The following is a 23,299-nucleotide window of genomic DNA, read 5'->3' as shown; positions in this document are numbered from 1 at the left end:
GTTCTGAACCTCTCAGAACGAACCCCGGGCAGAAATGCCCGGGGTTTTTTATTATGTGCTATTCGAAAGTCCCTTTGACGCACACGGCACCTTCTCGCACCATCTGGCGGCCTTTGGCCCAGACCTCGCGAATCTTCAGATCGTCCGTCAGTACCAGGAAATCCGCGTCGCATCCGGGCGCTATCCGTCCCTTATGCTCCAGCCCGAGAAACGCCGCCACGTTTCGCGTAAAGGGAAGAAGCGCCTCTTCCAGCGGCAGCTGATGTCGGCTGACCAGCTGCTGCAGCGTTTCGAGCAGGGATTCGAACCCCGCCACGCCCATACCCACCAGATTGCCGCTCTCATCAAATTTCGGCTGACTGCCGTTGCCGTCCGAACTGAGCGTAAGCCGGTTAAACGGCACCTGCGCCTCGCGGGCCATCACGATGGCGCTGGCGGCGTCAATCGGTTCACTGATACTGGTCGTGATGTCGATAAAGCCGCCTTCGCGGGCATAGCTCAGCGCGGCATCGAACAGTGCCCGGGCGCGGTTTACGTGCGTTGGCAGCAGTTTCACGCGGGGAACGTCGGCGTTATGCAGGATGCTAAATAGCGGCTCCAGCAGCTTTGGGCTGTTGCCGAGGTGAAACACGGAAATACCCGCTTTGGCACCCAACAGCCCGCCTACGCGTGACTGGGCAGCCATACTGGCGAGCTGGTCCTCGGCTGGCGCGGAAGAACGATGGTCAGAGATCGCGCATTTCACGCCAATGATTTTATCAATCAGCGCCACGTCTTTTTCGACACTGCCGGTGATGGTCGGCGAAGGCAGCCCGTACGCCCCCGTCAGCATCCATGCGCTGATCCCTTCATGTTCAAGGGCCCGCGTTTTTGCCAGCAGCGATTCAGGATGCCGGGTCACGCCGTCGGTGCCTAGCAGGCCAACAACCGAGGTGATGCCTGCGGCAACGAGTGCAGACAGGCGAACCTCTGGCGTGCGGGTGTGAGGGCCCGCCTCGCCGCCGCCACCGATCAAATGCACATGCTGGTCGATAAACCCCGGGCAAACCACCGCCCCAGCCAGATCGCTTTCCGGGCAGTCTGGCCTCGTTGTTCCGTGGTTCGCTTTTTCGATCGCCACGATTTTTCCCGCAGCGATCAGCAGATCGCAACGTCCCTTATCCTCCGGGGCGTAGAGATGTGCGTTGCGGAAAAGGTGAGGGTTCAGCACTGAAAAATCCATTTTTATCTCCTCAGAAGAGTAGCTGCATCACCCACATTGAGAGCAGGGCATTAATGACACAAAGAGTAATAATATGCGGATAATATTTCGGGTTTACGCCGGCGGTACCCAGGCAGCGGCCGGTGTTTTGCACCGGATTGCCCATCAGATAGATGGCGGGCAGCAGGATGGTGGCATCGTGGCCGTTGAGCGTGCCGGTGGCGACCAGGCTGGCGCAGACGCCCACGCCGCCGCCCATACTCATCACCGAGGCCAAAAGAACCGTTGCCGCCGCACCCGGAAGGCCCCACAGCGCCATAATTGGCTCGCATATCTTGCCGACAATATCCAGCAGGCCGGTGACCTTGAGCGCCTGAATGATGACAAACGCCATAACGACGTTTGGCAAGAGGCTGGTGGTGGCGATGGTAAAGCCGCGCCGGGCGCCATCAATAAACATATCCATGATATTTTTACGCGGCTGGGCGATCATGTTCTTCCTCCTGAAGACGACGATTTTCCATGTGGGCGATCCACAGGCGCAGGACGTTCGCGCCAACGAATTTAAACACCAGAATAACGGCCAGCGGCGTAATCACCGGGATGGTGATTACGGTGAAGAGCGCGGCACCGGAAGAAAAATAGTTGGTAATGATGGCGCTACCGCTGGTCTGAAAGGTGGCGAAAATAGCGCGCTCCTGGTCCGTAATCGCGCCTTCATCGGTTAACTCTTTGGTCATCCCTGCCGCCGCATCGGTGTTTTGCAGGTTGGCTATCAGCGCCAGGGAGCAAACGCCCGGCACACCCAGCAGCGGACGTAAAATGGGGGTCATAAGCTGCTGTGCGGCACGCAGCCCGCCCAGACCTTCGGTGACGGCGATGATACCAAGCGATAAAATAACCGAGGGAGCCAGCTCAAGGGCAAAGAGGAAACCGTCTTTCGCCCCCGTTCCGCCCGTTCCGCGAAACGTCAGAGCGCCGTTGACCGGGCCAAAGCTGCCGTTTAAGACGGTAAAATCCAGCACGCGCCACCATTCGGTGCTTTTGGCGAAAAAGCCCGAGAAAAAAACGATGGTAAGTACAAACGCCACATAACCCACCCATGTCACTTTTTCCTCTCCTGAGGATGATGCACTCATAAAACCTCCTTTTTTAGTCGCGTACAAAAGTTGTACGTTGCATCACTAAAAACGATCGGGGGCTAAAACACGATATCCCAAAGGTTATTATCAGAATTCATTTAAGATGTCGGAGGAGTGCCTCGCGGAATCTGGCTCGCAGAAATGCGCGGGGGTTTTTCTTTTAGTCATCTTTTAGGTATAAGATTTACACACGGACAATTACTGTCCAGCTTATTGAAAACGAGGAATAACATGCGCGTAAAAGTCTGTGCAGGGATTGTAGGGGCAGCACTGCTGCTGGCGGGTTGTAGCTCCAGCAATGAGCTGTCGGCAGCGGGCCAGGGCGTTCGCTTTGTGGAAGATAAGCCTGGCAGTGAATGCCAGCTGTTAGGCACGGCAACCGGTGAACAAAGTAACTGGATGTCGGGTCAGCACGGTGAGGAAGGCGGTTCTATGCGCGGAGCGGCGAATGCCCTGCGTAATCAGGCTGCGGCAATGGGCGGCAACGTGATTTACGGCGTAAGTAGCCCAACGCAGAGTATGCTGTCCAGCTTCGTGCCGACCGCCAGCCAGATGACGGGCCAGGTCTATAAGTGCCCGAACTGATGTAATGTGCTAATGGCGCTGCGCCCGGCCCTGTAGGGCATGTAAGCGTAGCGCCACCTGCCTTTTTAGTGCTGCCGCAGCTGCAAATCGAGCGGCGTCTTGCTCGGCTCTCCGCCAATCTCGCGTGCCAGCTTCGGCACCATATAGCCTGAAACCAGCGTTAACAGTTCGCGCATAATCTGCCGGGCTTCTTCATCCGTCACCATGAAATGCGCCGCGCCCTGAACGCGATCCAGCACGTGCAGGTAATACGGCATCACGCCCGCATCAAACAGGGCATTGCTCAGATCGGCCAGCACGCGGGCGCTGTCATTCACGCCGCGCAGCAGCACGCTCTGGTTCAGCAGCGTCACGCCCGCTTTACGGAGTCGCGCCATCGCCGCGCGAAACGCATCGTCAATTTCGTTCGCGTGATTAATATGATTCACCAGCAGCACCTGCAGGCGAGATTGCTCCAGGCGTGCCACAAGGCCGTCGGTGATACGTGCCGGAATGACAATCGGTAAGCGGCTATGAATGCGCAGGCGCTTAATGTGCGGGATGGCTTCAAGCTGAGTCAGCAGCCAGTCCAGCTCATGATCTTTCGCCATCAACGGGTCACCGCCGGAAAAAATAATCTCATCCAGCTCCGGATGGGCGGCGATATAGTCCAGCGCGACCTGCCAGTTGCGTTTATTGCCCTGGTTTTCGGCATAGGGGAAGTGCCGACGGAAGCAATAACGACAATTTACCGCACAGCCGCCTTTTACCAGCAGCAGGGCGCGGTTGAGATACTTGTGCAGTAAACCCGGCACCACGCTGTTCTGCTCTTCCAGCGGATCGGTGCTGTATCCCGGCGCAGTAATGAATTCATCCTGCGAAGTAAGCGTTTGTTTTAATAGCGGATCGTCGGGGTTGCCTTTCTCCATCCGCGCCACAAACGCACGGGGAACGCGCAGGGCGAAAAGGCGCTTTGCCTCGCGGCCTGCAAGCAACTCTGGGTGCTGATCGAGGTCTAAAAGACGCAGCAATTCATCAGGACTGGTGATTACATCGGCAAGTTGCGATAACCAATCTTCTCTGGACGGGGTGTTTAGGGTTACAATATGCGCCATTTTGTGGCTTAGCTACCAGTTAACAAATTTAGAGGGCCTTATGGCAACGTACTATAGCAACGATTTTCGTGCTGGTCTTAAAATCATGATGGACGGCGAACCGTACGCGGTTGAAGCCAGCGAATTCGTTAAACCAGGTAAAGGCCAGGCATTCGCACGCGTTAAGCTGCGCCGTCTGCTGACCGGTACCCGTGTTGAGAAAACCTTCAAGTCTACTGACTCTGCTGAAGGCGCTGATGTTGTTGATATGAACCTGACCTATCTGTACAACGATGGCGAGTTCTGGCATTTCATGAACAACTCCACTTTCGAACAGCTGTCTGCTGATGAGAAAGCGGTAGGTGACAGCGCTAAATGGCTGCTGGATCAGGCTGAGTGCATCGTGACCCTGTGGAACGGCCAGCCTATCGCAGTGACCCCACCAAACTTCGTAGAACTGGAAATCGTTGAAACCGATCCAGGTCTGAAGGGTGATACCGCAGGTACCGGCGGTAAGCCAGCCAAACTGTCTACCGGCGCAGTGGTGAAAGTGCCACTGTTCGTACAGACTGGCGAAGTGATCAAAGTGGATACCCGCTCCGGCGAATACGTATCCCGCGTGAAGTAATTTACGTATGATTGAAGGCGCAGCGCCCGCTGCGCCCGATTTTTTGCAGGCAGGGATGATGAAACGTACCGTTAAAATTCTGCTTCTGTTAGCGCTCTCCAGTGCATTGCTTTCTGGCTGTAACACCACGCGTGGAATGGGACAAGATATCCAGGATCTGGGTCATATCATTTCTCACGCCGCCAGCTAAGTTCGTCTAATTTTCCTAAAAATGCTTCCTCTTCCGTCAACCGGCGGGATTTTGTCTATTCTTAAGTTGCTATACACAAAACAACTTTGGCTATAAAAGGAAGATATTATGGTTAAGAAGACAATTGCAGCGATCTTTTCAGTCCTGGTACTTTCTTCAGTGTTAACGGCCTGTAATACCACGCGTGGCGTCGGTCAGGATATTTCTGAAGGTGGTAGCGCAATCTCTGGTGCGGCAACAAAAGCTCAGCAGTAATGAATAAACGGTACGGGACCAGCCGGGTTTCGTACCGTCAGCTTTCTGATTCCTGCAGGGACAAGAACGGAGAAAAACGCGTATCCATATGTAATTTCATGCGGATATTGCGTTTATAGGTATAAACCGTTTTTCCGTTGATGCTCAGGTGAGCGGCAATTTTTTGATTGCTCGCGCCGTCCATCCATAACGTCAACACCTTCTCTTCCTGCCGGGTCAGCAAAGGGGCTGCCGCCGTTGGCCTGTCAGCGCTGGCGCGCGAAATTAACGCGTCGTTGATAACCGTTGCCACCTCTTCGAGACTGGCGTTTTTCAACAGCGACGACCAGACCGGAAACTTCCCAAGCCAGTCGGTCATGCCGCTATCCTCTCCCGACTGCAGCAAAATAAACGGTAATCGTTCACTGGCGTTAAGCAGGGAAGAGAGCTGCTGAAAATGGTGAATATCCTGCCTGAAGCCGTACAGGTCAGCGATAACCAGCGTCGGTTTCCATTGCAGAATGTGTTCTCTGGCAAGAAACAGATTATTCAGCCCGGTCACTACGTAGTGTCCCGGGAACAAACCGGAATGATTGAGCCATGCTTCAAACCCCGCGCGGGTGAAGTGACAACGGTCAATCAAAAGAATTTTGAACATATTTTATTCGCAGTCGGCTAGTGGTTTGGCTTCCTGCCATCAGAAAGCACATCATCATAGAGAAGTCGGATGAGTGCTAAAAGCCGGAACTCCGCGCCATACTGCGGCTATTTCTTGCCTTAACGTGTTCAGCAAAAAAGGATTGAAAAAAAATAGCACGCTAACCACAATAGGTGGCGTAATCTCTGCCTTACGGGACGACCCGTAAGCGTTTCTTTCACCGGGGACGGCCCCAACTTGCATTAAGTTAAGGAGCCTGACATGTCCTGGATTATTCTTTTTATTGCTGGCCTGCTCGAAGTGGTATGGGCGATTGGTCTCAAGTACACCCACGGATTTACCCGCCTGACGCCCAGCGTCATTACCGTTACCGCCATGATAGTCAGTATTGTTCTGCTATCCTGGGCGATGCGCTCTTTGCCTGTGGGAACGGCTTATGCCGTCTGGACGGGTATTGGCGCGGTGGGGGCCGCCATCACCGGCATTTTGCTACTCGGCGAGTCAGCGAGTCTGGCGCGTATCGCCAGCCTCGCTCTGATTGTGGCCGGGATCGTTGGGCTTAAGCTCAGCACCCACTAATGGGGCTGTTTTACCCAGATAAGTTTTGATACATCAAACCCTTGCCGGGTCGCGACGTCCAGCATCTGCTGCTTCATTTCGGGTGAAATAGTTGGCGTGCGGGAGAGTATCCACAGGTAGTCGCGATCCGGCCCACAGACCAGCGCATGGCGATACGCTTTGTCGAGCGCTATCACGTTATAACCGCCATAAAACGGACCAAAGAAAGAGACCTTAAGCGCGGCCCGTCGCGGGTCGCCAGTGAAGTACGCTTTTCCCACCGACTGCTGCCACATCTCCCGATCGGGATTATAGCCCCGGTTGATCACCTGAATACCGCCATCATCCATCGGACTGTAATTCGCCGTGACCTTCTCTAAACCCTGCTCAAACCGATGGTCGAGGCGCGCGATTTCATACCATGTTCCAAGGAAGCGTTGTGCATCAAAAGGCGTGACGACGGTGACGCCAGGAGGCGGGGTAGGGGAACTGCAGGCAACCACTAAAAACGCGGCTGTCACCGCGGCGATAACAGGCAGAATGCGCATAGGAGTTTCCTTACTGTTTTTTGTTAAGTGTAGATGACAGCAGGAAAAATGCGGAAGATTGTGCGGCGAATTTCGCCGCACACTGTGGTTTTGTAGGCCGGGTAAGGCGAAGCCGCCACCCGGCAATGTTTTACTGCAGCGCGTCGAGGATACGGTATGCCGCCTCAACGCGTGCCGGGTTCGGATAGCTTTTATTCGCCAGCATCACAATGCCGAGCTGCTTTTCAGGAATAAATGCCACGTAGCTGCCAAACCCGCCCGTCGAGCCTGTTTTATGGACCCAGGAGGCCTTGACCGGCGGCGCGGGTGGATTCACTTCTGCCACGGGCAATGGTGCCAGCGCCACCTTGTTATCACTGCCTCCGACGACGGTTTTGGCATCGACCGGCCAGTTGAGCATCTCCCAGCCTAACCCCTGATACATAGCCCCCACGCGCCAGTAGCGAGACTGCGCCAGAGCAATGCCTTGCTTGAGTGAGGGAGCCTGAAGAGAATCCGGCTTCATGTTGGCTATCAGCCAGCTCGCCATATCCTTCACGTTAGTTTTTACGCCATAGGCTTCCGCGTCCAGCATCCCTGGCGAAACGTGGACCGCTTTACCCTCACGGTATCCCCAGGCGTAATGCGCCTCTTCCGCTTTCGGGACGTTAATCCAGGTATGGTCCAGCTTGAGGGGTTTAAAGACCCGCGTCGTCATGGCCTGCTCATAGCTCATGCCGGAAGGTTTAACCGCCAGCGCACCAAAAAGACCGATGCTGGCGTTAGCGTAAAGACGCGTGGTGCCCGGCTTCCACTGCGGCTGCCAGTTTTGATAAAAGCGCAGCAGAGAGGCGGTATCCGTGACCTCATCCGGCACCTGTAACGGCAGACCGCCTGCGGTATAGGTTGCCAGATCCAGCATGCGAATGCCCTGCCACTGCTTGCCCGTGAGCTCAGGCCAGTATTTTGCTACCGGATCGCCCAGCGCTATTTCACCCCGGGCAATGGCATCGCCGCCCAGTACGCCGGTGAAGGTTTTACTTATAGAGCCCAGCTCAAACAGGGTTTGCGGGGTGACGGGTTTGTTCGCCGCAACATCGGCTTTACCGAAGGTAAAGTAGTGTGGCTGACCCTGATAAATTACCGCCACCGCCATACCCGGAATGGCCTGCGCGTTCATCAGCGGCGTAACGGTACGTTCCACCACCTCAGCCAGCTGTTTTTCGGACATCGGTGCGGCGAATGCAGAACTGGCGACGCTGAGCAGCAGGGCACAGCTTAGGGATTTTGTCATCATCGGTTATCTTCCGTAATAGCAGTTCAAGGGAGTGTCCGGGCCCGTCAGACCGCTGTAGTCTGTTGGATTTGACTGTGGCTGACAAACGGTTAAATTTAGCATTAGCTGTTAATTTTTCTAACGGATGGGACCATGACCCGCAGCTATCTTCCGCTTAATTCGCTTCGCGCCTTCGAAGCGGCCGCAAGGCACCTCAGTTTTACGCATGCCGCTATCGAGCTGAATGTCACCCATTCCGCGATTAGCCAGCACGTAAAGGCGCTGGAGCAGCACCTTAATTGCCAGCTGTTCGTCCGCGTTTCGCGTGGGCTGATGCTGACCACGGAAGGCGAGAATTTGCTGCCGGTACTGAATGACTCGTTCGACCGAATTGCCGGAATGCTGGATCGCTTTGCCAGCCAGCGCGCCCAGGAGAAGCTGAAAATTGGCGTGGTGGGTACCTTTGCTACCGGGGTGTTATTCTCGCAGCTCGCGGACTTTCGTCGCTGCTATCCGCATATCGATCTTCAGCTGTCGACGCACAACAATCGCGTCGATCCGGCAGCCGAGGGGCTTGATTACGCCATTCGCTATGGCGGAGGGGCGTGGCACGGCACGGAAGCGACATTTCTCTGTTCTGCGCCGCTGGCACCGCTTTGCACGCCTGACATTGCAGCCGCGTTGCACACCCCTGCCGATATCCTGAAGTTTACCCTGCTGCGTTCTTACCGGCGCGACGAGTGGACCGCCTGGATGCAGGCCGCGGGAGAAAACCCGCCTTCACCGACGCACCGGGTAATGGTATTTGATTCGTCCGTGACCATGCTGGAAGCCGCGCAGGCAGGTACGGGCATCGCGATTGCCCCTGTCGATATGTTCACCCATCTGCTGAACAGTGAGCGCATTGTACAACCCTTTGCGACGCAGATTGACCTTGGCAGCTACTGGCTCACGAGGCTGCAGTCACGCGCAGAAACGCCCGCAATGCGCGAGTTTGCTCAATGGCTGGTGGGGAAGATGCAGAAATAAAAGGCCCGCCGGATGGCGGGCCAGAGGCGTCAGATAGTGATCACGGCAATCAGCGTGACCACGGTCAGGATGGTCGCCAGACCGTAGAATACCCATTTCCCGCTCGGTACATGGATTTTCAGGTCATGCATCGCATGGTGAATACGGTGCAGGCCACACCACAGCGGCAGGACGATCATCAGGAAGATGAACACGCGGCCGATAAAGCTGCTCGCGAACGCCAGTACGCGTTCGTAGCTCAGCGCATCGCCCGGGAACAGCCCCAGCGGCAGCATAATGCCCACCAGCAGAATGATGACGGGGGCAATGATGGCACTCCACATGCCGCCTGCGCCAAAGAGGCCCCAGAAGACCGGCTCGTCAGAACGTTTTGGATTTGGATTGATCACAGTAGTCTCCTTACCAGAACAGTGCGACAAACAGAATGACCACAGTGACCAGAATCGTCACCGCCCAGAGCCCCTTAATCACCGGCTCTGGCCCCATTTTCTCGCCTTTTACGATGATGTTCGCCGCTTTTGGCGCCAGTTCAAACCAGGTTTTGGTATGCAGCAGCGCGGCTGCAAGCACGATCAGGTTCAGAATGACAATGATCGGGTTTTGCAGGAAACCGACAAAGCTGGCCCAGGTTTCCGGGCCATGCTTGAGGGCAAAAACGCCGTACATCAGCTCAAGGCTGAACCAGACCGCCGGTACCGCTGTGCCTTCACGCAGCATGTAGAAGCGATAAAACGGCAGGTTTTTCCACCAGGTGGACGGCACAGGCCGCACATAGGCTTTGCGTTTAGTCGTCATCATGCACTCCTTAGCGTGGTTTCAGGGTAGCGATAAGAAAGTCTTTCGAGCTTTCCACTTTACCCTGCTGAATGGCGGCGGCCGGGTCGACGTGCTTCGGACAGACTTCGGAGCAATAACCCACAAAGGTACAGGTCCAGACGCCGTTCTGGCTGTTAAGCTGCGCCATACGTTCTTTTTTACCGTGGTCGCGGCTGTCTTCGTTATAGCGGTGCGCCAGGGTAATGGCGGCCGGGCCGATGAACTCGGGGTTCAGGCCAAATTGCGGACAGGCGGCGTAGCAAAGACCGCAGTTGATGCAGCCTGAGAACTGATGGTATTTCGCCATCTGAGCTGGAGTCTGGTTGTTTGGCCCCTGATCCGGCGTGCGCGGGTTGCCAATAATGTAAGGCTTAATGGCTTCCAGGCTTTCGATAAAGTGGGTCATATCGACCACCAGATCGCGATCGATAGGGAAGTTGCCCAGGGCTTCGACCTTGATGCCTTTGGTGTAGTCACGCAGGAAGGTCTTACAGGCCAGCTTCGGCACCTTGTTGACCATCATGCCGCAGGAGCCGCAGATCGCCATGCGGCAGGACCAGCGGTAGCTCAGGTCTGGCGCCAGGTTGTCTTTGATATACCCGAGCGCGTCCAGCAGGGAGGTTTGCTCGTCGTAAGGAACTTCATAGAAAGCGCTGTGCGGTGCGGCATCCACTTCCGGGTTGTAGCGCACCACTTCAACTTTCAGTTTTTGCATCTCAGCCATTCGCCTTCTCCTTCTTCTCGGCGGCTTCTGCTTCTGCACCGTACACGCGTTTAGCCGGCGGCAGCGTGGTGATTTTCACGTCGCTGTAGTCCAGGCGTGTGGTGCCATCCGCATCGCGCCAGGCGAGAGTGTGTTTCAGGAAGTTGACGTCGTCACGTTCGGTACAGCCTTCATCAAGACGCTGGTGCGCCCCACGCGACTCTTTACGCGCCAGCGCAGAGTGCGCCATACATTCCGCCACGTTCAGGCCGTGGCCCAGCTCGATGGTGTAGAGCAGGTCGGTGTTGAAGACGCTGGAGGTGTCGGTGATGCGCACGCGCTTGAAGCGCTCCTGCAGTTCCGCCAGCTTATCGACGGTTTTTTGCATCAGCTCAGGGGTACGGTAGATACCGCAACCTTCTTCCATCGACAGGCCCATCTCGTCGCGGATCTTAGACCAGTTCTCGTTACCTTCCTGGTTCACCAGATCTTTCAGGCGTTTTTCAACGTCTGCGACCTGCGCATCCAGCGCGGCACCGTTAGCTTCGCCTGCGGTTGCCGCTCGTTCCATCGCGCGCTCGCCCGCCATGCGGCCAAAGACCACCAGCTCGGCCAGCGAGTTTGAGCCGAGGCGGTTGGCACCGTGCAGGCCCACGGAGGAACATTCACCGACGGCGAACAGACCCTTAATACGGGTTTCGCACTGCTGGTCGGTTTCGATCCCGCCCATGGTGTAGTGCGCCGTTGGGCGGACCGGAATCGGCTCTTTCACCGGATCGACGCCGACGTAGGCTTTCGCCAGCTCGCAGATGAACGGCAGACGTTCCAGCAGCTTTTTCTCGCCCAGGTGACGCAGGTCGAGGTGAACCACGTCGCCACGCGGTGTGGAGATGGTGTTGCCTTTGCGCCACTCGTGCCAGAAGGCCTGAGAGACTTTGTCGCGCGGGCCGAGTTCCATGTACTTGTTCTTCGGCTCGCCGAGCGGGGTTTCCGGGCCCATGCCGTAATCCTGCAGGTAGCGGTAGCCGTTTTTGTTGACCAGAATACCGCCTTCACCGCGGCAGCCTTCCGTCATCAGAATGCCGGAGCCCGGCAGACCGGTTGGGTGATACTGCACGAACTCCATATCGCGCAGCGGCACGCCGTGGCTGAGCGCCATACCCATACCGTCGCCGGTAACGATGCCGCCGTTGGTGTTATAACGATAAACGCGGCCCGCACCGCCCGTCGCCATCACCACCGCACTGGCGCGGATCTGGACGAGCGTGCCTTCCATCATGTTCATCGCCACCAGGCCGCGCGCGTGCCCATCATCCACCAGAATGTCGAGAACGAAATGCTCATCAAAGCGCTGGATTTGTGGGAACTGAAGGGAGGTCTGGAACAGGGTGTGCAGCATGTGGAAGCCGGTCTTATCGGCGGCGAACCAGGTACGTTCGATCTTCATGCCGCCGAAGCGACGAACGTTGACGCTGCCGTCCGGGCGACGACTCCACGGACATCCCCACTGTTCAAGCTGGGTCATCTCCGTTGGACAATGGTGCACAAAGTAGTCAACGACATCCTGTTCGCAAAGCCAGTCGCCCCCTGCAACCGTGTCGTGGAAATGGTATTCAAAGCTGTCATGATCCTGCGCAACGGCGGCGGATCCTCCTTCTGCGGCCACCGTGTGGCTGCGCATTGGATAGACTTTTGAAATCAATGCGATTTTAGCGTTGGGATTAGCTTGCGCTGCAGCAATCGCAGCACGTAATCCAGCCCCGCCAGCGCCTATTACGGCAAGATCGGCCTGAAAAGTTTGCACGACATTCCTCCAGATTTTTGTTATTTCGCAACGCGACAAACTAAAGGTAGTTCACCCGTCCAAAAGGACGATTGCGAAAGCGTTTCCACTGCTCCTTTATGGGTAAAACAGTATAACCGTGTAGATGTCAGGGAAATTTGACGTGTTCGATTTTTTTGCTGTTCTGTCCGGCGATTTATCATTGAGATTGATGAATTGCATCACGCAATTGTTCACCTAAATGAAATGAGCTTTTTTACTGCGCAAAATTTGTCTCTGTCCCTGCTAACGAGTAGACTTCGTGCCCTTGTCTGAAATCGGAGAACAACTCATGAGCGAAACGGCCACCTGGGAGCCGAGCGCATCCATCCCTAATCTGTTAAAACGCGCTGCAATTATGACGGAGATCCGCCGTTTCTTTGCCGACCGCGGCGTCCTGGAGGTGGAAACCCCGTGCATGAGTCAGGCAACGGTAACGGATATTCATCTGGTCCCGTTTGAAACCCGTTTTGTTGGCCCCGGCCACTCTCAGGGCATGAATTTGTATCTGATGACCAGCCCGGAATACCACATGAAACGCCTGCTGGCGGCGGGATGTGGTCCGGTCTATCAGCTGTGCCGTAGCTTCCGCAACGAAGAGATGGGTCGTCACCACAACCCGGAATTCACCATGCTGGAGTGGTATCGCCCGCATTATGATATGTACCGCCTGATGAATGAGGTGGACGATCTGCTTCAGCAGGTTCTGGATTGCTCAGAAGCGGAAACGCTCTCTTATCAGCAGGCCTTCCAGCGCCATCTGGAAATCGATCCGCTGTCGGCGGACAAAACCCTGCTGCGCGAAGTGGCGGCAAAACTGGATCTGAGCAACGTGGCAGATACCGAAGAGGACCGCGACACGCTGCTGCAGCTGCTGTTCACCTTCGGCGTGGAACCGCAGATTGGCAAAGACCGTCCGACGTTTGTCTATCACTTCCCGGCAAGCCAGGCGTCACTGGCGCAGATCAGTACCGAAGACCACCGTGTGGCAGAGCGTTTTGAGGTCTATTACAAAGGTATTGAGCTGGCGAACGGCTTCCACGAATTGACGGACGCCCGCGAGCAGGCGCAGCGTTTCGAGCAGGATAACCGCAAGCGCGCCGCGCGCGGCCTGCCGCAGCAGCCTATTGATGTTAATCTGCTTGAAGCATTAAAAGCAGGTCTGCCGGATTGCTCCGGCGTGGCGCTGGGTGTTGACCGTCTGGTCATGCTGGCCCTGGGCGCAGAGCAGCTTGGCGATGTGATTGCCTTTACGGTCGATCGCGCTTAAAGAATTGCCGGGTGGCGCTGTCGCTTACCCGGCCTACTCGGTCATTTGGCCCTGCCACATTAAAAACTGTCATATTATCAATATACGGGTCTTTTTCTTAATTTGCCCCTTATAGCCACAATATTAGTCTGGTCATCTGCTACCATCCGCGCAGTTTAATTCCTTTTCGGATGGTTCTATGTCCCAGTCACTCAAAAAGATGACCCTCACCGGGCTCATCCTGATGATATTTACCTCAGTCTTTGGTTTTGCCAACAGCCCGTCAGCGTTCTATCTGATGGGTTACAGCGCGACGCCGTTTTATATCGTTTCGGCTCTGTTCTTCTTTATCCCGTTTGCGCTGATGATGGCGGAGATGGGCTCGGCTTACCGGAAAGAAGAGGGCGGGATCTACTCCTGGATGAACAACAGCGTCGGCCCGCGTTATGCCTTTATCGGTACGTTTATGTGGTTCTCCTCTTATGTCGTCTGGATGGTCAGCACGGCGGCCAAAGTCTGGGTGCCATTCTCCACGTTTCTTTTCGGTGCCGATAAAACGCAGGTCTGGTCGTTAGCCGGGCTGAGCTCCACGCAGGTCGTCGGGATTCTGGCGGTATGCTGGATGGTGGTGGTCACGCTGGTGGCGTCAAAAGGCATCAACAAAATTGCCCGTATCACTGCCGTTGGCGGTATTTCCGTGATGTGCCTGAACCTGGTGCTGCTGTTGGTGAGTATTGCCATTCTGTGCCTGAACGGTGGTCATTTTGCGCAGGAGGTGAACTTCGTTTCCTCGCCTAATCCAGGTTACCAGTCCGGGCTGGCCATGCTCTCCTTCGTGGTGTTTGCCATCTTCGCCTACGGCGGTATTGAAGCGGTGGGCGGGCTGGTCGACAAGACCGAGAACCCGGAAAAGAACTTTGCCAAAGGGATTATTTTTGCCGCTATCGTGATTTCCATCGGCTATTCACTGGCGATTTTCCTCTGGGGCGTCAGCACCAACTGGCAGCAGGTATTGAGTAACAACACCACCAACCTCGGCAACATTACCTACGTGCTGATGAAAAGCCTGGGGATGACGCTGGGTAACGCCATGCACCTGACGCCGGAAGCATCGGCCACCATGGGGATCTGGTTTGCGCGCATTACCGGCCTGTCGATGTTCCTTGCCTATACCGGCGCATTCTTCACGCTGATCTACTCGCCGCTGAAAGCGATCATCCAGGGTACGCCAAAAGCGCTGTGGCCGGGACGCATGACCCAGCTCAATACCGCAGGCATGCCTGCCAACGCCATGTGGATGCAGTGTCTGCTGGTGTGCGTGTTTATTCTGCTGGTCTCATTTGGCGGTGATACCGCATCGGCGTTCTATAACAAGCTGACCCTGATGGCGAACGTGTCGATGACCCTGCCGTACCTGTTCCTGACCCTGGCGTTCCCGTTCTTTAAGGCAAAGCAGGATCTTGAGCGTCCGTTTGTGATCTTCAAAACCCGCGCGGCAACGCTGTTGGCCACCACGGTGGTGCTGCTGGTGGTGGCGTTTGCCAATATTTTCACCATCATTCAGCCGGTGATTGAGGCGAACGACTGGAGCAGCGCGCCGTGGATGGTGGGCGGCCCAATCTTCTTCTCGCTGTTAGCGATGGGAATTTATGAGAATTACCGTCGACGCGCGACGGCGTACATCGCAGAAGTGGCGTAGCGGGAATATTCCCCTCCCGAAAGGGAGGGGAGACGCGTTATAAGCTGCCCGCCGGGCGCGTACGCGCCGCTGACGTCAGCGTTCTTCCCGTTTTACGCCCGTCCAGGCTTTCCAGACGCATCTGGAACGGTGGGAACGGCATATCAATACCGTGCTCGCGGAAGCCCGCCAGAATCAGCTGGTGGATCTCATGGCGCAGCGGCATACGGTGGCCCATTTCGGCGGCGTAGATACGCAGCTCGAAAATCTGAATCCCCTGCTGTAAATCCACAAGGAAGACTTCCGGCGCCGGGTTGTCGATGACCAGCGAGCAGCGCTCCGCGGCAGTGTAGAGGATCTGGGTGACCTCTTCGCTGTTCGCGTCCGACGGTGCCGGTACCGTCAGCACCACACGGGTAACGGAGTCTGAGAGCGACCAGTTGATGAACTGCTCGGTAATAAACGCCTTGTTTGGCACGATGATCTCTTTCCGATCCCAGTCGCTGATCGTCGTCGCTCGGGTGTTGATCTTCGTGATGCTGCCGGTCAGATCGCGGATCGTGACGGTATCGCCAATACGGATCGGTTTCTCGAACAGAATGATCAGGCCCGAGATGAAGTTGGCGAAGATCTCCTGTAAACCAAAACCTAATCCAACGCCGAGCGCTGCGACGAGCCACTGGAGCTTCGACCACTCAATGCCGATCATCGAGAAGCCAACCAGACTGCCAAACAGCATGATCAGATACTTGGTAATGGTCGTGATCGCATAGCCCGTACCCGGCGTTAAATCCAGATGCTGCAGCAGCGCCAGCTCCAGCAGTGCCGGGAAGTTGCGCACCAGTTGGGTGGTGATGATCAGCACCAGAATGGCAATCAGCACCGCCCCTAAGGTGATCGGCTCCAGGCTTTCAACGCCCTGCACCGTAGAGGTCACGTCCCACAGCGAGATGTTCTCCAGGAAGCCAAATGCCGAGTGGATCTCCGACCACAGGAAGATGACCGACAGGAGGGCAATCAGCATCAGGATGGAGCGAACCAGACGCAGGGACTGGGTACTGATGGCATCCAGATCCAGTTCGACCTCATCCGCCTCCGTCGTACCTTCCGTACTGTTAACGTGGTTTGGCTCTTCCTCACCCCGCGCGCGCTGGGCGAGGATCTCCGCCCGGCGATGCTTGGCACGGTCAAACGCCAGACGGCGGCGCTGGATCAGCATCCAGCGGCGGATCACGTGATACACCACCAGCAGCAGGAACCAGATGGCCACCGAGGTTTCGAGACGTGCCAACAGCGCCTGCGACGTCGCCAGGTAACCCACCGCGGCTGCCAGCATCGCAATCAACGGTGCGCTGAGCAGCAGGTTCCAGAGCAGCCGGTTGAACATATTGTCGCCGCTGCCGGTTTTATCCAGATAGAGCGGAATACCCGCGCGTTTCAGGCTGAGCGTGACGATAGCCAGCGCTCCGCATATCAGCATAAAGCAGAGGCGGCCCAACGAGCCTGAAAACTCCCGGTCGTTGAGATTATCGAACATGATCAGCGCCATAATCAGCGGCACAATCAGCCCGATGCTCATCAGATAGTAACGCATGGCGCGCGCCACGCGATTACGCGGCCAGCCAAAGTGGGCGATGAACAGGCCATTGGGTCGCGCAAAGGTGGCGCAAATCATCACCACCCACAGCAGCGGCACCGTGGCGGTGACGCCATCGCCAATTGCTACCGCGAGCGGATAGGGCCAGGCTTCCCGCAGGCCATAGCCCAGCGTCATCCACAGCACCGGCAGCGGGGAGGCGACGAGAATCGACCAGAATACGGTGCGCAACGTCAGCCAGAAGTGATCCTGGGTAACCTTCCCCACCCGGGAGCTGGAACGCTCGAGGAAGCGGGTGAAATGTCTGCGCGAGTAAATGCTGAAGCCCACCAGAATTAACGCCCCCAGCAGCGGGAAAATGGTCTCTTTGCTGGTGAGCATCATCACGCTGGCCTGTCCCAGCTGGCTGAAGGTATCCAGCGAAATCAGACGGCGCAGATCCTGGACAATCTCAATTGGCCACGAGAAGGTCATCGGACGCACGTCGGACGTCCAGAAGAGATAACGGTGCGTCGCCTCGTTCACCTCTTTCAACGCATCTTCCAGCTGGCTGTTGGACACTTTTAGCTTGGTCAGCTCAAGAATCAGCGTATCCCCGCCCTGGAGCAAAGAGTTCAGCAGTTCACGCTGGGTACGCAGCTGGGCTTCCAGAATGCGGCTTTGCTCGCCGGTCAGAGGCTGTCCGTCAGCCTGACGGATCTGGCGGATTTGCGGCTGCTTATTGAGAAGATCTTCAAAATGCAGTCGCTGAACACGTAGCTGGGCCATTTCGGTATCCAGCTGCTGCGGCTTTGGCATCTCCGGCAGGCGCGCGACCTGGGCGCGTAGCGCTTCGCCCAGCAGGTTTGACGATCCGAGCCACTGGGACTGTTCGCGCAGGGTGTTGAGCGCCTGGCGAACCTGAAGGGTTTGATTAGTGGCCTGACGCTGCTGCGAGGCCACCAGATCCATACGCTGCGCCTGTTGATTCAGCGCGGCCGAAAGCTCACGGTTGACCTTAAACTGCTCGACGATGCCGGCAGGCAGGTTATCGCTATTTTCTGCCAGCAGCTCGGTACTTTCCAGCGCGCGCTCCGCTTCACGCTGGCGCTGGCTATTGAGCTGGTTGCGCAAGGCCTGAAGATAGGCGTCCAGCTGCTCGCTCTGCTTTTGAGCGAGTTCTGAGCGCATCCGCGACAGCTCCTGGCGGTTATTGGCGGAAAGCTGCGCCAGCTCGAGCTCATCGACAAGGGCCTTCAGGCGAGCTGATTCTGCCTGCAGGCCCAGATTTTGGGCCTGCGCCTGTGGCGTGTTGCCGTTTTGTGTCCCCACGCGGCGCTCAACTTCATTAAGCTGGCGGCGGGCGTCGGTTTGCTGCTGCGGAAGCTGGCTGAGGGAGTCGGCAATTTCGCGCGCTCGCTCCTGCTCCTGCTGAGCAAGGCGGCTCTTTTCCAGAAGCTGGCTGCTGACCTGCAGGATCTCCTGGTTCAGCGCGTCGGAGGTCATCCCTGCCGGCACATCGCGCGGTTCGTCGCGCAAGTTATTGAGCTGCGCGCGCAGCGTCTGCGAGAGTTTGGGGAAGTTGTCGATAACCTGCTGATACTGCTGAGCGCGCTCAAGCGAGCCTTTCCGCTCCTCAAGCGCGTTCAGTGCTGACTGGAGCGACTCGACGGTCTCTGGCTGAGCGGGTTTGGCCGCTTTTGCCTGCTCCAGTTCCTGGGTTATCTGTTTGGCGTCGGGGGCTGTCGCTGCGTACGCCCCCATGCTGAGGCACCAGGCCATCAGTAGAACGATAATCGGGCGCACGTCAGCGATCCTTCTGTTGTTAGCCTTCGTCTTTTTTGTCGTCAACCAGCGGGCTGGCGTCGTGCTCGGCGTGAATCTCTTCCTGTGACAGCGGAGCAGGCTCTGCATCCGGCGTCACGAAGGTTTCGGTAGAGACCGCCAGCGGCTGGCCCAGCTTTGTCACCGACAGGCTTTCAAGCTGTTCAGCCAGCTTCACTTTGCCCGGCGCAAACAGGTTGATCACGGTGGAGCCCAGCTTAAAGCGGCCCATCTCCTGACCTTTGAGCAGGGCCACGGAACCTTCCGCTTCACCGGCAGGCCAGGTCCAGCGTTTGATCACGCCTTCGCGCGGCGGGGTGATGGTGCCTGCCCAGACGGTTTCGATGCTGCCGACGATGGTCGCACCGACCAGAATCTGGGCCATAGGGCCAAATTCAGTATCGAACAGGCAGATGACGCGCTCGTTACGGGCAAACAGGTTTGGTACGTTCTGCGCGGTCAGGTGGTTCACGGAGAACAGATCGCCCGGGACGTAAATCATTTCACGCAGGATGCCGTTACACGGCATGTGCACGCGGTGGTAGTCGCGCGGTGACAGATAGGTGGTGGCAAAGGTACCGTTGCGGAACAGATCCGCCATCAGGTAGTTACCCGCCAGCAGCGCTTCCAGGCTGTAGTTATGGCCCTTCGCCTGCAGAATTTTGTCGTCTTCGATGTTACCCAACTGGCTGATCACGCCGTCTGCCGGCATCACCAGGACGTTAGGGTCGGTGTTCACCGGGCGCACGTCGTCACGCAGCGGGCGCACGAAGAATTCGTTGAAGGTGCGGTAGCTGGCGGTGTCCGGCTTCTGCGCCTCTTTCATGTCGACCTTGTAATATTTTACGAAAAGGTCGATGACCAGTTTGGTCAGCCAGCCTGCGCGTTTGCTCGCGCCCCAGCCCGCCAGGCGAGTGAGCCACAGTTTTGGCAGAATGTATTGAAGCGAAAGTTTAAATGCGTTTAACAAGGTAGCCTCCAGGCCATTGTTTTGTCGTTCCTGATCCGGCGGTAAGCCACCGGAACCTGAAAAAAGGGGACGATTTTAGCGATGCTTAGCTTAGTTGTCAGTTATCAGAATCAGAAAAGTTTTTACGCGTTTTTACCTGATCCATGCTCTCAAGAATGCGGTGATAATTCTCGAAGCGGGTCTCCGCGATTTCGCCTTTCTCAACCGCTTCTCGGATAGCGCAGCCTGGATCGTTATCGTGTTTACAGTCGCGGTACTTGCAAGCGCCTAAATAATCATGGAATTCGACAAATCCGTTAAAGATTTGTTCCGGCTCAAGGTGCCATAAACCGAACTCTCGCACGCCCGGGGAGTCGATCACGTCGCCGCCATGTGGGAAGTGATACAGGCGTGACGCGGTGGTGGTGTGCTGGCCCAGGCCCGAGACGTCAGACACATCGTTGGTGAGGATCTCTTGCTGAAGGCCAAGCAGGTTGTTCAGCAGGCTCGATTTACCCACGCCGGACTGGCCCGCAAAGATGCTGATGCGGTCGGTCAGTGCCTCTTCAAGCGGTTTCAGGCCATCTTTGGTGTAGCTGGAGACCATCAGGACGCGATAGCCAATTTTGCGATAGATATCCATCTGCTCATTGACGAAGGCCATTCCGTCGTCGTCCAGCAGATCGATTTTGTTCAGCACGATGATCGGTTCAACCTGCAGCGTTTCGCAGGCGACGAGGTATCGGTCGATAATATTGAGCGACAGTTCGGGCAAAATCGCCGATACGATAACAATCTGGTTAATGTTGGCGGCAATCGGTTTGACCCCGTCGTAGAAATCGGGACGGGTTAACACGGACGTGCGCTCATGGACCGCTTCAACAATACCTTTTACCGTTACGCCTTCCGCCGCCTCTTTACCCGGTCGCCAGACGACGCGGTCGCCGGTCACCAGAGAACGAATGGTCCGGCGGATGTTGCAGCGGTGAATCGCACCATCGGCGGATTCCACGTCAGCGTGCATACCGAAACGGCTGATGACTACGCCTTCCGTTGGGTCGCCAAACAGGTTGTCGTCGTAATCGACCTTCTCCGCAGTGGTTTTAAGACGGCGCTGGTGATTGGCATTCACGCGGCGCTGCTGCCCTTTGGAGAGTTTATTTTTACTCAATCGCACTGGCTCCTGGTCGCCCGTAGGGGGCAAAACCTCTATGATACACTCTAATTAATACTAGTTAACCTGCTACTGCCGGTTATGCGAGAAGGGTGGAAAATAACATGAGCGCGGATGAAAACAACCTGATTTGGATCGATCTCGAAATGACCGGGCTGGATCCCGAGCGCGATCGCATTATTGAAATTGCGACCCTGGTGACGGACGCCAACCTGAATATCCTGGCGGAAGGGCCTACGATTGCGGTGCATCAGTCTGATGACCAGCTGGCGTTGATGGACGAGTGGAACGTGCGTACCCACACCGGCAGTGGCCTGGTGGAGCGCGTGAAGGCGAGCACCATGGGTGACCGTGAGGCGGAGCTGGCGACGCTTGAGTTCCTGAAACAGTGGGTTCCGGCGGGCAAATCACCTATTTGTGGGAATAGCATCGGCCAGGATCGTCGTTTCCTGTTTAAGTACATGCCGGAGCTGGAGTCTTACTTCCACTACCGCTATCTGGATGTCAGCACGCTGAAAGAGCTGGCGCGTCGCTGGAAGCCTGAAATTCTCGACGGCTTTAAAAAGCAGGGGACGCATCAGGCGATGGACGATATCCGAGAGTCCGTGGCGGAGCTTTCTTACTACCGCGAAAACTTTATTAAGCTGTGATTTTGCGATCCGGCGCCTTGCGTGGCCGGGTTTTTGTCGTTAAATTGTGCAGCTTGCCGATTAAATAAGCATTTGAACTGAATTTCGAAAAAATCGCTTTAAGGGGGGTTGCAGCTAAAAGGATTTCTCGTATAATGCGCCTCCCGTAACGACAGAGAATTACACGTTACGACAGCAACAAAAGCAGTGCAGATTTGCGGGAATAGCTCAGTTGGTAGAGCACGACCTTGCCAAGGTCGGGGTCGCGAGTTCGAGTCTCGTTTCCCGCTCCAAAATTTGAAAGTGCTTTCACAGCACAGACTGCCCAAGCGGGAATAGCTCAGTTGGTAGAGCACGACCTTGCCAAGGTCGGGGTCGCGAGTTCGAGTCTCGTTTCCCGCTCCAAAATTTGAAAGTGCTTCCACAGCACGGACCACCCAAGCGGGAATAGCTCAGTTGGTAGAGCACGACCTTGCCAAGGTCGGGGTCGCGAGTTCGAGTCTCGTTTCCCGCTCCAAAATTTGAAAGTGCTTCCACAGCACGGACCACCCAAGCGGGAATAGCTCAGTTGGTAGAGCACGACCTTGCCAAGGTCGGGGTCGCGAGTTCGAGTCTCGTTTCCCGCTCCAAATTCTTCTTCATCTCTAAAATATCCACAGCGAAAAGAATCGCTGGGGACGTTTTCTGTTTTCTCTGAAATACTCTTGTGAACAGAGTTATCCACAGAAACTGCGCTTAACCGAAACAGGGTTAAAACTTAGCAGGGTGAATAATATCTTCATAAGATACTGTATTTACTTCATAAAATTTGATTTCAAAATGTTATTGAGATCACTTGATCTCTTCTCCAGCCCCGATGACGCTTGAGTTTGTAATTTTATTCACAGGCTGTGAATAGTTCAGGCATCCCGCGGAAGCCCTTTTTCAATCACCCTCACCAGACGCTGTTTCTTCGGTAGCTGCACCTCGACCACACAGGCATTACGTTTCTCAATTTGCTGCGCAATCGCCCATTCTATGTGTTCATCAAGAAGTGGGTGCTCACCTCTACGGCTTTCAAGCGCCCGAATATTCGCTTCATCCCACGGGGCATTTCCCAGCGCGACGGCCACATTTCGCAGCCAGCGCAGATGGCCGATACGGCGAATGGCCGAACCCTCCGTCACTTTCAGGAACCAGGCTTCGGTCCAGGCGAACAGTTCAGCGAGCGGCGGGGCATGGAGCGCCTTGCGCGGGCTGAAATCCTCTTCGTCGGTGAGCTGTGAATAGCGGTTCCACGGGCAGATGAGCTGGCAATCGTCGCAGCCGTAGATGCGGTTGCCGATAAGCGGTCGGAACTCCTCCGGAATGGCGCCTTCCAGTTCGATCGTGAGGTAGGAGATACAGCGGCGCGCATCAACGGTGTAAGGCTCGACGATGGCGCCGGTGGGGCAGATGGTCATACAGGCCACGCAGCGGCCACAGCCTTCCTCTACCGGGCCGTCTACCGGCAGCGGTAAATCAATCAGCAGTTCACCGAGGAAGAAGAACGATCCGGCGTCGCGGCTAAGAATAAGTGAGTGCTTACCTGTCCAGCCAAGCCCGGCTTTTTCGGCGATCGGACGCTCAAGAATAGGCGCGGAATCAACAAAGGGTCTAAAATTCAGCGAAACACAGTGCTGCTGAATAGTTTCCCCGAGTTTTTTTAAGGAAGTTGCGATTAAGTGGTCCGCAGCTCCCGATATGACGCCCCAAACCGTCCTTTATCGACGTCCTGTGGCTCAATTTTCCAATTTTCA

The 23,299-nt window shown here is 56.1% G+C and carries 23 protein-coding genes, 4 tRNA genes and 1 pseudogene; 13 read left to right on the top strand and 15 right to left on the bottom strand.

The genetic code is table 11. The features are described from left to right. Positions 1 to 58 precede the first annotated feature (58 nt). Genes iadA through ACOTXT_RS16120 form a run of 3 tightly spaced genes read right to left on the bottom strand, consistent with a single transcriptional unit; the run spans position 59 to position 2,340 of the window. Positions 59 to 1,222 carry a beta-aspartyl-peptidase gene (iadA, locus tag ACOTXT_RS16130; protein ID WP_055322282.1) on the bottom strand — a complete coding sequence of 388 codons (1,164 nt, stop codon included), beginning with the start codon at positions 1,220 to 1,222 and terminating at the stop codon, positions 59 to 61. 10 nt (positions 1,223 to 1,232) lie between these two features. Next, complete coding sequence (locus tag ACOTXT_RS16125; protein ID WP_055322283.1) at positions 1,233 to 1,694, bottom strand: YjiG family protein; 462 nt, start codon at positions 1,692 to 1,694, stop codon at positions 1,233 to 1,235. After that, positions 1,675 to 2,340 carry a nucleoside recognition domain-containing protein gene (locus ACOTXT_RS16120; protein WP_025911870.1) on the bottom strand — a complete coding sequence of 222 codons (666 nt, stop codon included), beginning with the start codon at positions 2,338 to 2,340 and terminating at the stop codon, positions 1,675 to 1,677. The genes ACOTXT_RS16125 and ACOTXT_RS16120 overlap by 20 nt, the downstream gene beginning before the upstream one ends. 234 nt (positions 2,341 to 2,574) lie before the next feature. On the opposite strand from ACOTXT_RS16120, the gene ACOTXT_RS16115 reads away from it, so the two are divergent. Further along, on the top strand, positions 2,575 to 2,928 hold the full coding sequence (locus tag ACOTXT_RS16115; RefSeq protein WP_008502942.1) for a DUF4156 domain-containing protein: 354 nt from the start codon (positions 2,575 to 2,577) through the stop codon (positions 2,926 to 2,928). 65 nt (positions 2,929 to 2,993) lie between these two features. Here ACOTXT_RS16115 and epmB read toward each other — a convergent pair whose 3' ends face one another. Beyond that, positions 2,994 to 4,022 (bottom strand): EF-P beta-lysylation protein EpmB, encoded by a 1,029-nt coding sequence (gene epmB / locus ACOTXT_RS16110; protein ID WP_008502941.1) that lies wholly within the window; start codon positions 4,020 to 4,022, stop codon positions 2,994 to 2,996. Between the two features lie 40 nt (positions 4,023 to 4,062). Here epmB and efp point away from each other — a divergent pair, with 40 nt between their 5' ends. From efp to ecnB, 3 genes are all read left to right on the top strand, one after another. After that, on the top strand, positions 4,063 to 4,629 hold the full coding sequence (gene efp, locus ACOTXT_RS16105) for an elongation factor P (RefSeq protein ID WP_008502940.1): 567 nt from the start codon (positions 4,063 to 4,065) through the stop codon (positions 4,627 to 4,629). Between the two features lie 58 nt (positions 4,630 to 4,687). After that, positions 4,688 to 4,819 carry an entericidin A/B family lipoprotein gene (locus ACOTXT_RS16100; RefSeq protein WP_024907352.1) on the top strand — a complete coding sequence of 44 codons (132 nt, stop codon included), beginning with the start codon at positions 4,688 to 4,690 and terminating at the stop codon, positions 4,817 to 4,819. 108 nt (positions 4,820 to 4,927) lie between these two features. After that, the gene (gene ecnB, locus ACOTXT_RS16095; protein WP_003025482.1) at positions 4,928 to 5,074 is read left to right on the top strand and encodes a lipoprotein toxin entericidin B; all 147 of its coding nucleotides are present in this window, start codon (positions 4,928 to 4,930) and stop codon (positions 5,072 to 5,074) included. Positions 5,075 to 5,111: 37 nt separating this feature from the next. On the opposite strand, the gene ACOTXT_RS16090 is transcribed toward ecnB, so the two are convergent. Then, a complete protein-coding gene (locus ACOTXT_RS16090; RefSeq protein ID WP_021240725.1) occupies positions 5,112 to 5,711 on the bottom strand; it encodes a helix-turn-helix transcriptional regulator in 600 nt (199 codons plus the stop codon). Between the two features lie 261 nt (positions 5,712 to 5,972). Between ACOTXT_RS16090 and sugE the strand changes: the two genes are divergently transcribed. Continuing rightward, a complete protein-coding gene (gene sugE, locus ACOTXT_RS16085; RefSeq protein ID WP_008502938.1) occupies positions 5,973 to 6,290 on the top strand; it encodes a quaternary ammonium compound efflux SMR transporter SugE in 318 nt (105 codons plus the stop codon). On the opposite strand, the gene ACOTXT_RS16080 is transcribed toward sugE, so the two are convergent. Together ACOTXT_RS16080 and ACOTXT_RS16075 are read right to left on the bottom strand one after the other, a co-directional pair. Next, positions 6,287 to 6,817: a lipocalin family protein gene (locus ACOTXT_RS16080; RefSeq protein ID WP_021240724.1), complete on the bottom strand. Its 531-nt coding sequence runs from the start codon at positions 6,815 to 6,817 to the stop codon at positions 6,287 to 6,289. The genes sugE and ACOTXT_RS16080 overlap by 4 nt on opposite strands. 130 nt (positions 6,818 to 6,947) lie before the next feature. Next, positions 6,948 to 8,093: a cephalosporin-hydrolyzing class C beta-lactamase MIR-5 gene (locus ACOTXT_RS16075; RefSeq protein WP_055321263.1), complete on the bottom strand. Its 1,146-nt coding sequence runs from the start codon at positions 8,091 to 8,093 to the stop codon at positions 6,948 to 6,950. A 132-nt stretch (positions 8,094 to 8,225) separates the two neighbouring features. Here ACOTXT_RS16075 and ampR point away from each other — a divergent pair, with 132 nt between their 5' ends. After that, positions 8,226 to 9,101, top strand: a complete 876-nt coding sequence (gene ampR / locus ACOTXT_RS16070) for a LysR family transcriptional regulator AmpR (protein WP_023345297.1) — start codon at positions 8,226 to 8,228, stop codon at positions 9,099 to 9,101. Between the two features lie 29 nt (positions 9,102 to 9,130). Here the strand turns inward: ampR and frdD are convergent, their stop codons facing one another. The 4 genes from frdD to frdA are packed head-to-tail and all read right to left on the bottom strand — an operon-like array spanning position 9,131 to position 12,424. Further along, the gene (frdD, locus tag ACOTXT_RS16065) at positions 9,131 to 9,490 is read right to left on the bottom strand and encodes a fumarate reductase subunit FrdD (RefSeq protein WP_008502934.1); all 360 of its coding nucleotides are present in this window, start codon (positions 9,488 to 9,490) and stop codon (positions 9,131 to 9,133) included. A 10-nt stretch (positions 9,491 to 9,500) separates the two neighbouring features. Beyond that, positions 9,501 to 9,896, bottom strand: a complete 396-nt coding sequence (frdC, locus tag ACOTXT_RS16060) for a fumarate reductase subunit FrdC (RefSeq protein WP_008502933.1) — start codon at positions 9,894 to 9,896, stop codon at positions 9,501 to 9,503. Between the two features lie 10 nt (positions 9,897 to 9,906). After that, positions 9,907 to 10,641, bottom strand: a complete 735-nt coding sequence (locus tag ACOTXT_RS16055) for a succinate dehydrogenase/fumarate reductase iron-sulfur subunit (RefSeq protein WP_421625350.1) — start codon at positions 10,639 to 10,641, stop codon at positions 9,907 to 9,909. Next, positions 10,634 to 12,424, bottom strand: coding sequence for a fumarate reductase (quinol) flavoprotein subunit (gene frdA / locus ACOTXT_RS16050; RefSeq protein ID WP_045354583.1), 1,791 nt, complete (start codon positions 12,422 to 12,424; stop codon positions 10,634 to 10,636). The genes ACOTXT_RS16055 and frdA overlap by 8 nt, the downstream gene beginning before the upstream one ends. A 310-nt stretch (positions 12,425 to 12,734) precedes the next feature. Here frdA and epmA point away from each other — a divergent pair, with 310 nt between their 5' ends. Together epmA and yjeM are read left to right on the top strand one after the other, a co-directional pair. Continuing rightward, on the top strand, positions 12,735 to 13,712 hold the full coding sequence (gene epmA / locus ACOTXT_RS16045) for an elongation factor P--(R)-beta-lysine ligase (RefSeq protein ID WP_008502931.1): 978 nt from the start codon (positions 12,735 to 12,737) through the stop codon (positions 13,710 to 13,712). 178 nt (positions 13,713 to 13,890) lie between these two features. Then, positions 13,891 to 15,390 (top strand): glutamate/gamma-aminobutyrate family transporter YjeM, encoded by a 1,500-nt coding sequence (gene yjeM, locus ACOTXT_RS16040; protein WP_055321265.1) that lies wholly within the window; start codon positions 13,891 to 13,893, stop codon positions 15,388 to 15,390. A gap of 37 nt (positions 15,391 to 15,427) precedes the next feature. Here the strand turns inward: yjeM and mscM are convergent, their stop codons facing one another. From mscM to rsgA, 3 genes are all read right to left on the bottom strand, one after another. Then, positions 15,428 to 18,751 (bottom strand): miniconductance mechanosensitive channel MscM, encoded by a 3,324-nt coding sequence (gene mscM, locus ACOTXT_RS16035; RefSeq protein WP_063930110.1) that lies wholly within the window; start codon positions 18,749 to 18,751, stop codon positions 15,428 to 15,430. A gap of 19 nt (positions 18,752 to 18,770) precedes the next feature. Then, entirely contained in the window at positions 18,771 to 19,739 is a 969-nt protein-coding gene (gene asd, locus ACOTXT_RS16030; protein WP_025911888.1) for an archaetidylserine decarboxylase, read from the bottom strand. Between the two features lie 97 nt (positions 19,740 to 19,836). Further along, a complete protein-coding gene (rsgA, locus tag ACOTXT_RS16025; RefSeq protein WP_008502927.1) occupies positions 19,837 to 20,889 on the bottom strand; it encodes a small ribosomal subunit biogenesis GTPase RsgA in 1,053 nt (350 codons plus the stop codon). Between the two features lie 107 nt (positions 20,890 to 20,996). On the opposite strand from rsgA, the gene orn reads away from it, so the two are divergent. The 5 genes from orn (at position 20,997) to ACOTXT_RS16000 (ending at position 22,150) form a co-directional block, all read left to right on the top strand. Further along, a complete protein-coding gene (gene orn, locus ACOTXT_RS16020) occupies positions 20,997 to 21,542 on the top strand; it encodes an oligoribonuclease (protein ID WP_008502926.1) in 546 nt (181 codons plus the stop codon). 196 nt (positions 21,543 to 21,738) lie between these two features. Next, positions 21,739 to 21,814: transfer RNA gene (locus ACOTXT_RS16015), tRNA-Gly, on the top strand. A gap of 36 nt (positions 21,815 to 21,850) precedes the next feature. Beyond that, positions 21,851 to 21,926 (top strand) — tRNA-Gly (locus ACOTXT_RS16010). Positions 21,927 to 21,962: 36 nt separating this feature from the next. Next, positions 21,963 to 22,038: transfer RNA gene (locus ACOTXT_RS16005), tRNA-Gly, on the top strand. Between the two features lie 36 nt (positions 22,039 to 22,074). After that, positions 22,075 to 22,150: transfer RNA gene (locus ACOTXT_RS16000), tRNA-Gly, on the top strand. A 270-nt stretch (positions 22,151 to 22,420) separates the two neighbouring features. Here ACOTXT_RS16000 and queG read toward each other — a convergent pair. Continuing rightward, positions 22,421 to 23,224: pseudogene (queG, locus tag ACOTXT_RS15995) on the bottom strand (tRNA epoxyqueuosine(34) reductase QueG); the annotation flags it as partial. Positions 23,225 to 23,299 lie beyond the last annotated feature (75 nt).

The sequence above is a fragment of the Enterobacter cloacae complex sp. IR5422 genome (assembly GCF_049238165.1).
Classification (GTDB): domain Bacteria; phylum Pseudomonadota; class Gammaproteobacteria; order Enterobacterales; family Enterobacteriaceae; genus Enterobacter; species Enterobacter roggenkampii.
Note: the sequence above shows the minus strand (reverse complement) of the source record. Positions and strands in the feature narration are given on the sequence as shown.

Bases quoted from the DNA above. Each gene is read 5' to 3' on its own strand.
- iadA (WP_055322282.1), bottom strand. From the start codon at position 1,222: ATGGATTTTTCAGTGCTGAACCCTCACCTTTTCCGCAACGCACATCTC.
- ACOTXT_RS16125 (WP_055322283.1), bottom strand. From the start codon at position 1,694: ATGATCGCCCAGCCGCGTAAAAATATCATGGATATGTTTATTGATGGC.
- ACOTXT_RS16120 (WP_025911870.1), bottom strand. From the start codon at position 2,340: ATGAGTGCATCATCCTCAGGAGAGGAAAAAGTGACATGGGTGGGTTAT.
- ACOTXT_RS16115 (WP_008502942.1), top strand. From the start codon at position 2,575: ATGCGCGTAAAAGTCTGTGCAGGGATTGTAGGGGCAGCACTGCTGCTG.
- epmB (WP_008502941.1), bottom strand. From the start codon at position 4,022: ATGGCGCATATTGTAACCCTAAACACCCCGTCCAGAGAAGATTGGTTA.
- efp (WP_008502940.1), top strand. From the start codon at position 4,063: ATGGCAACGTACTATAGCAACGATTTTCGTGCTGGTCTTAAAATCATG.
- ACOTXT_RS16100 (WP_024907352.1), top strand. From the start codon at position 4,688: ATGAAACGTACCGTTAAAATTCTGCTTCTGTTAGCGCTCTCCAGTGCA.
- ecnB (WP_003025482.1), top strand. From the start codon at position 4,928: ATGGTTAAGAAGACAATTGCAGCGATCTTTTCAGTCCTGGTACTTTCT.
- ACOTXT_RS16090 (WP_021240725.1), bottom strand. From the start codon at position 5,711: ATGTTCAAAATTCTTTTGATTGACCGTTGTCACTTCACCCGCGCGGGG.
- sugE (WP_008502938.1), top strand. From the start codon at position 5,973: ATGTCCTGGATTATTCTTTTTATTGCTGGCCTGCTCGAAGTGGTATGG.
- ACOTXT_RS16080 (WP_021240724.1), bottom strand. From the start codon at position 6,817: ATGCGCATTCTGCCTGTTATCGCCGCGGTGACAGCCGCGTTTTTAGTG.
- ACOTXT_RS16075 (WP_055321263.1), bottom strand. From the start codon at position 8,093: ATGATGACAAAATCCCTAAGCTGTGCCCTGCTGCTCAGCGTCGCCAGT.
- ampR (WP_023345297.1), top strand. From the start codon at position 8,226: ATGACCCGCAGCTATCTTCCGCTTAATTCGCTTCGCGCCTTCGAAGCG.
- frdC (WP_008502933.1), bottom strand. From the start codon at position 9,896: ATGACGACTAAACGCAAAGCCTATGTGCGGCCTGTGCCGTCCACCTGG.
- ACOTXT_RS16055 (WP_421625350.1), bottom strand. From the start codon at position 10,641: ATGGCTGAGATGCAAAAACTGAAAGTTGAAGTGGTGCGCTACAACCCG.
- epmA (WP_008502931.1), top strand. From the start codon at position 12,735: ATGAGCGAAACGGCCACCTGGGAGCCGAGCGCATCCATCCCTAATCTG.
- yjeM (WP_055321265.1), top strand. From the start codon at position 13,891: ATGTCCCAGTCACTCAAAAAGATGACCCTCACCGGGCTCATCCTGATG.
- orn (WP_008502926.1), top strand. From the start codon at position 20,997: ATGAGCGCGGATGAAAACAACCTGATTTGGATCGATCTCGAAATGACC.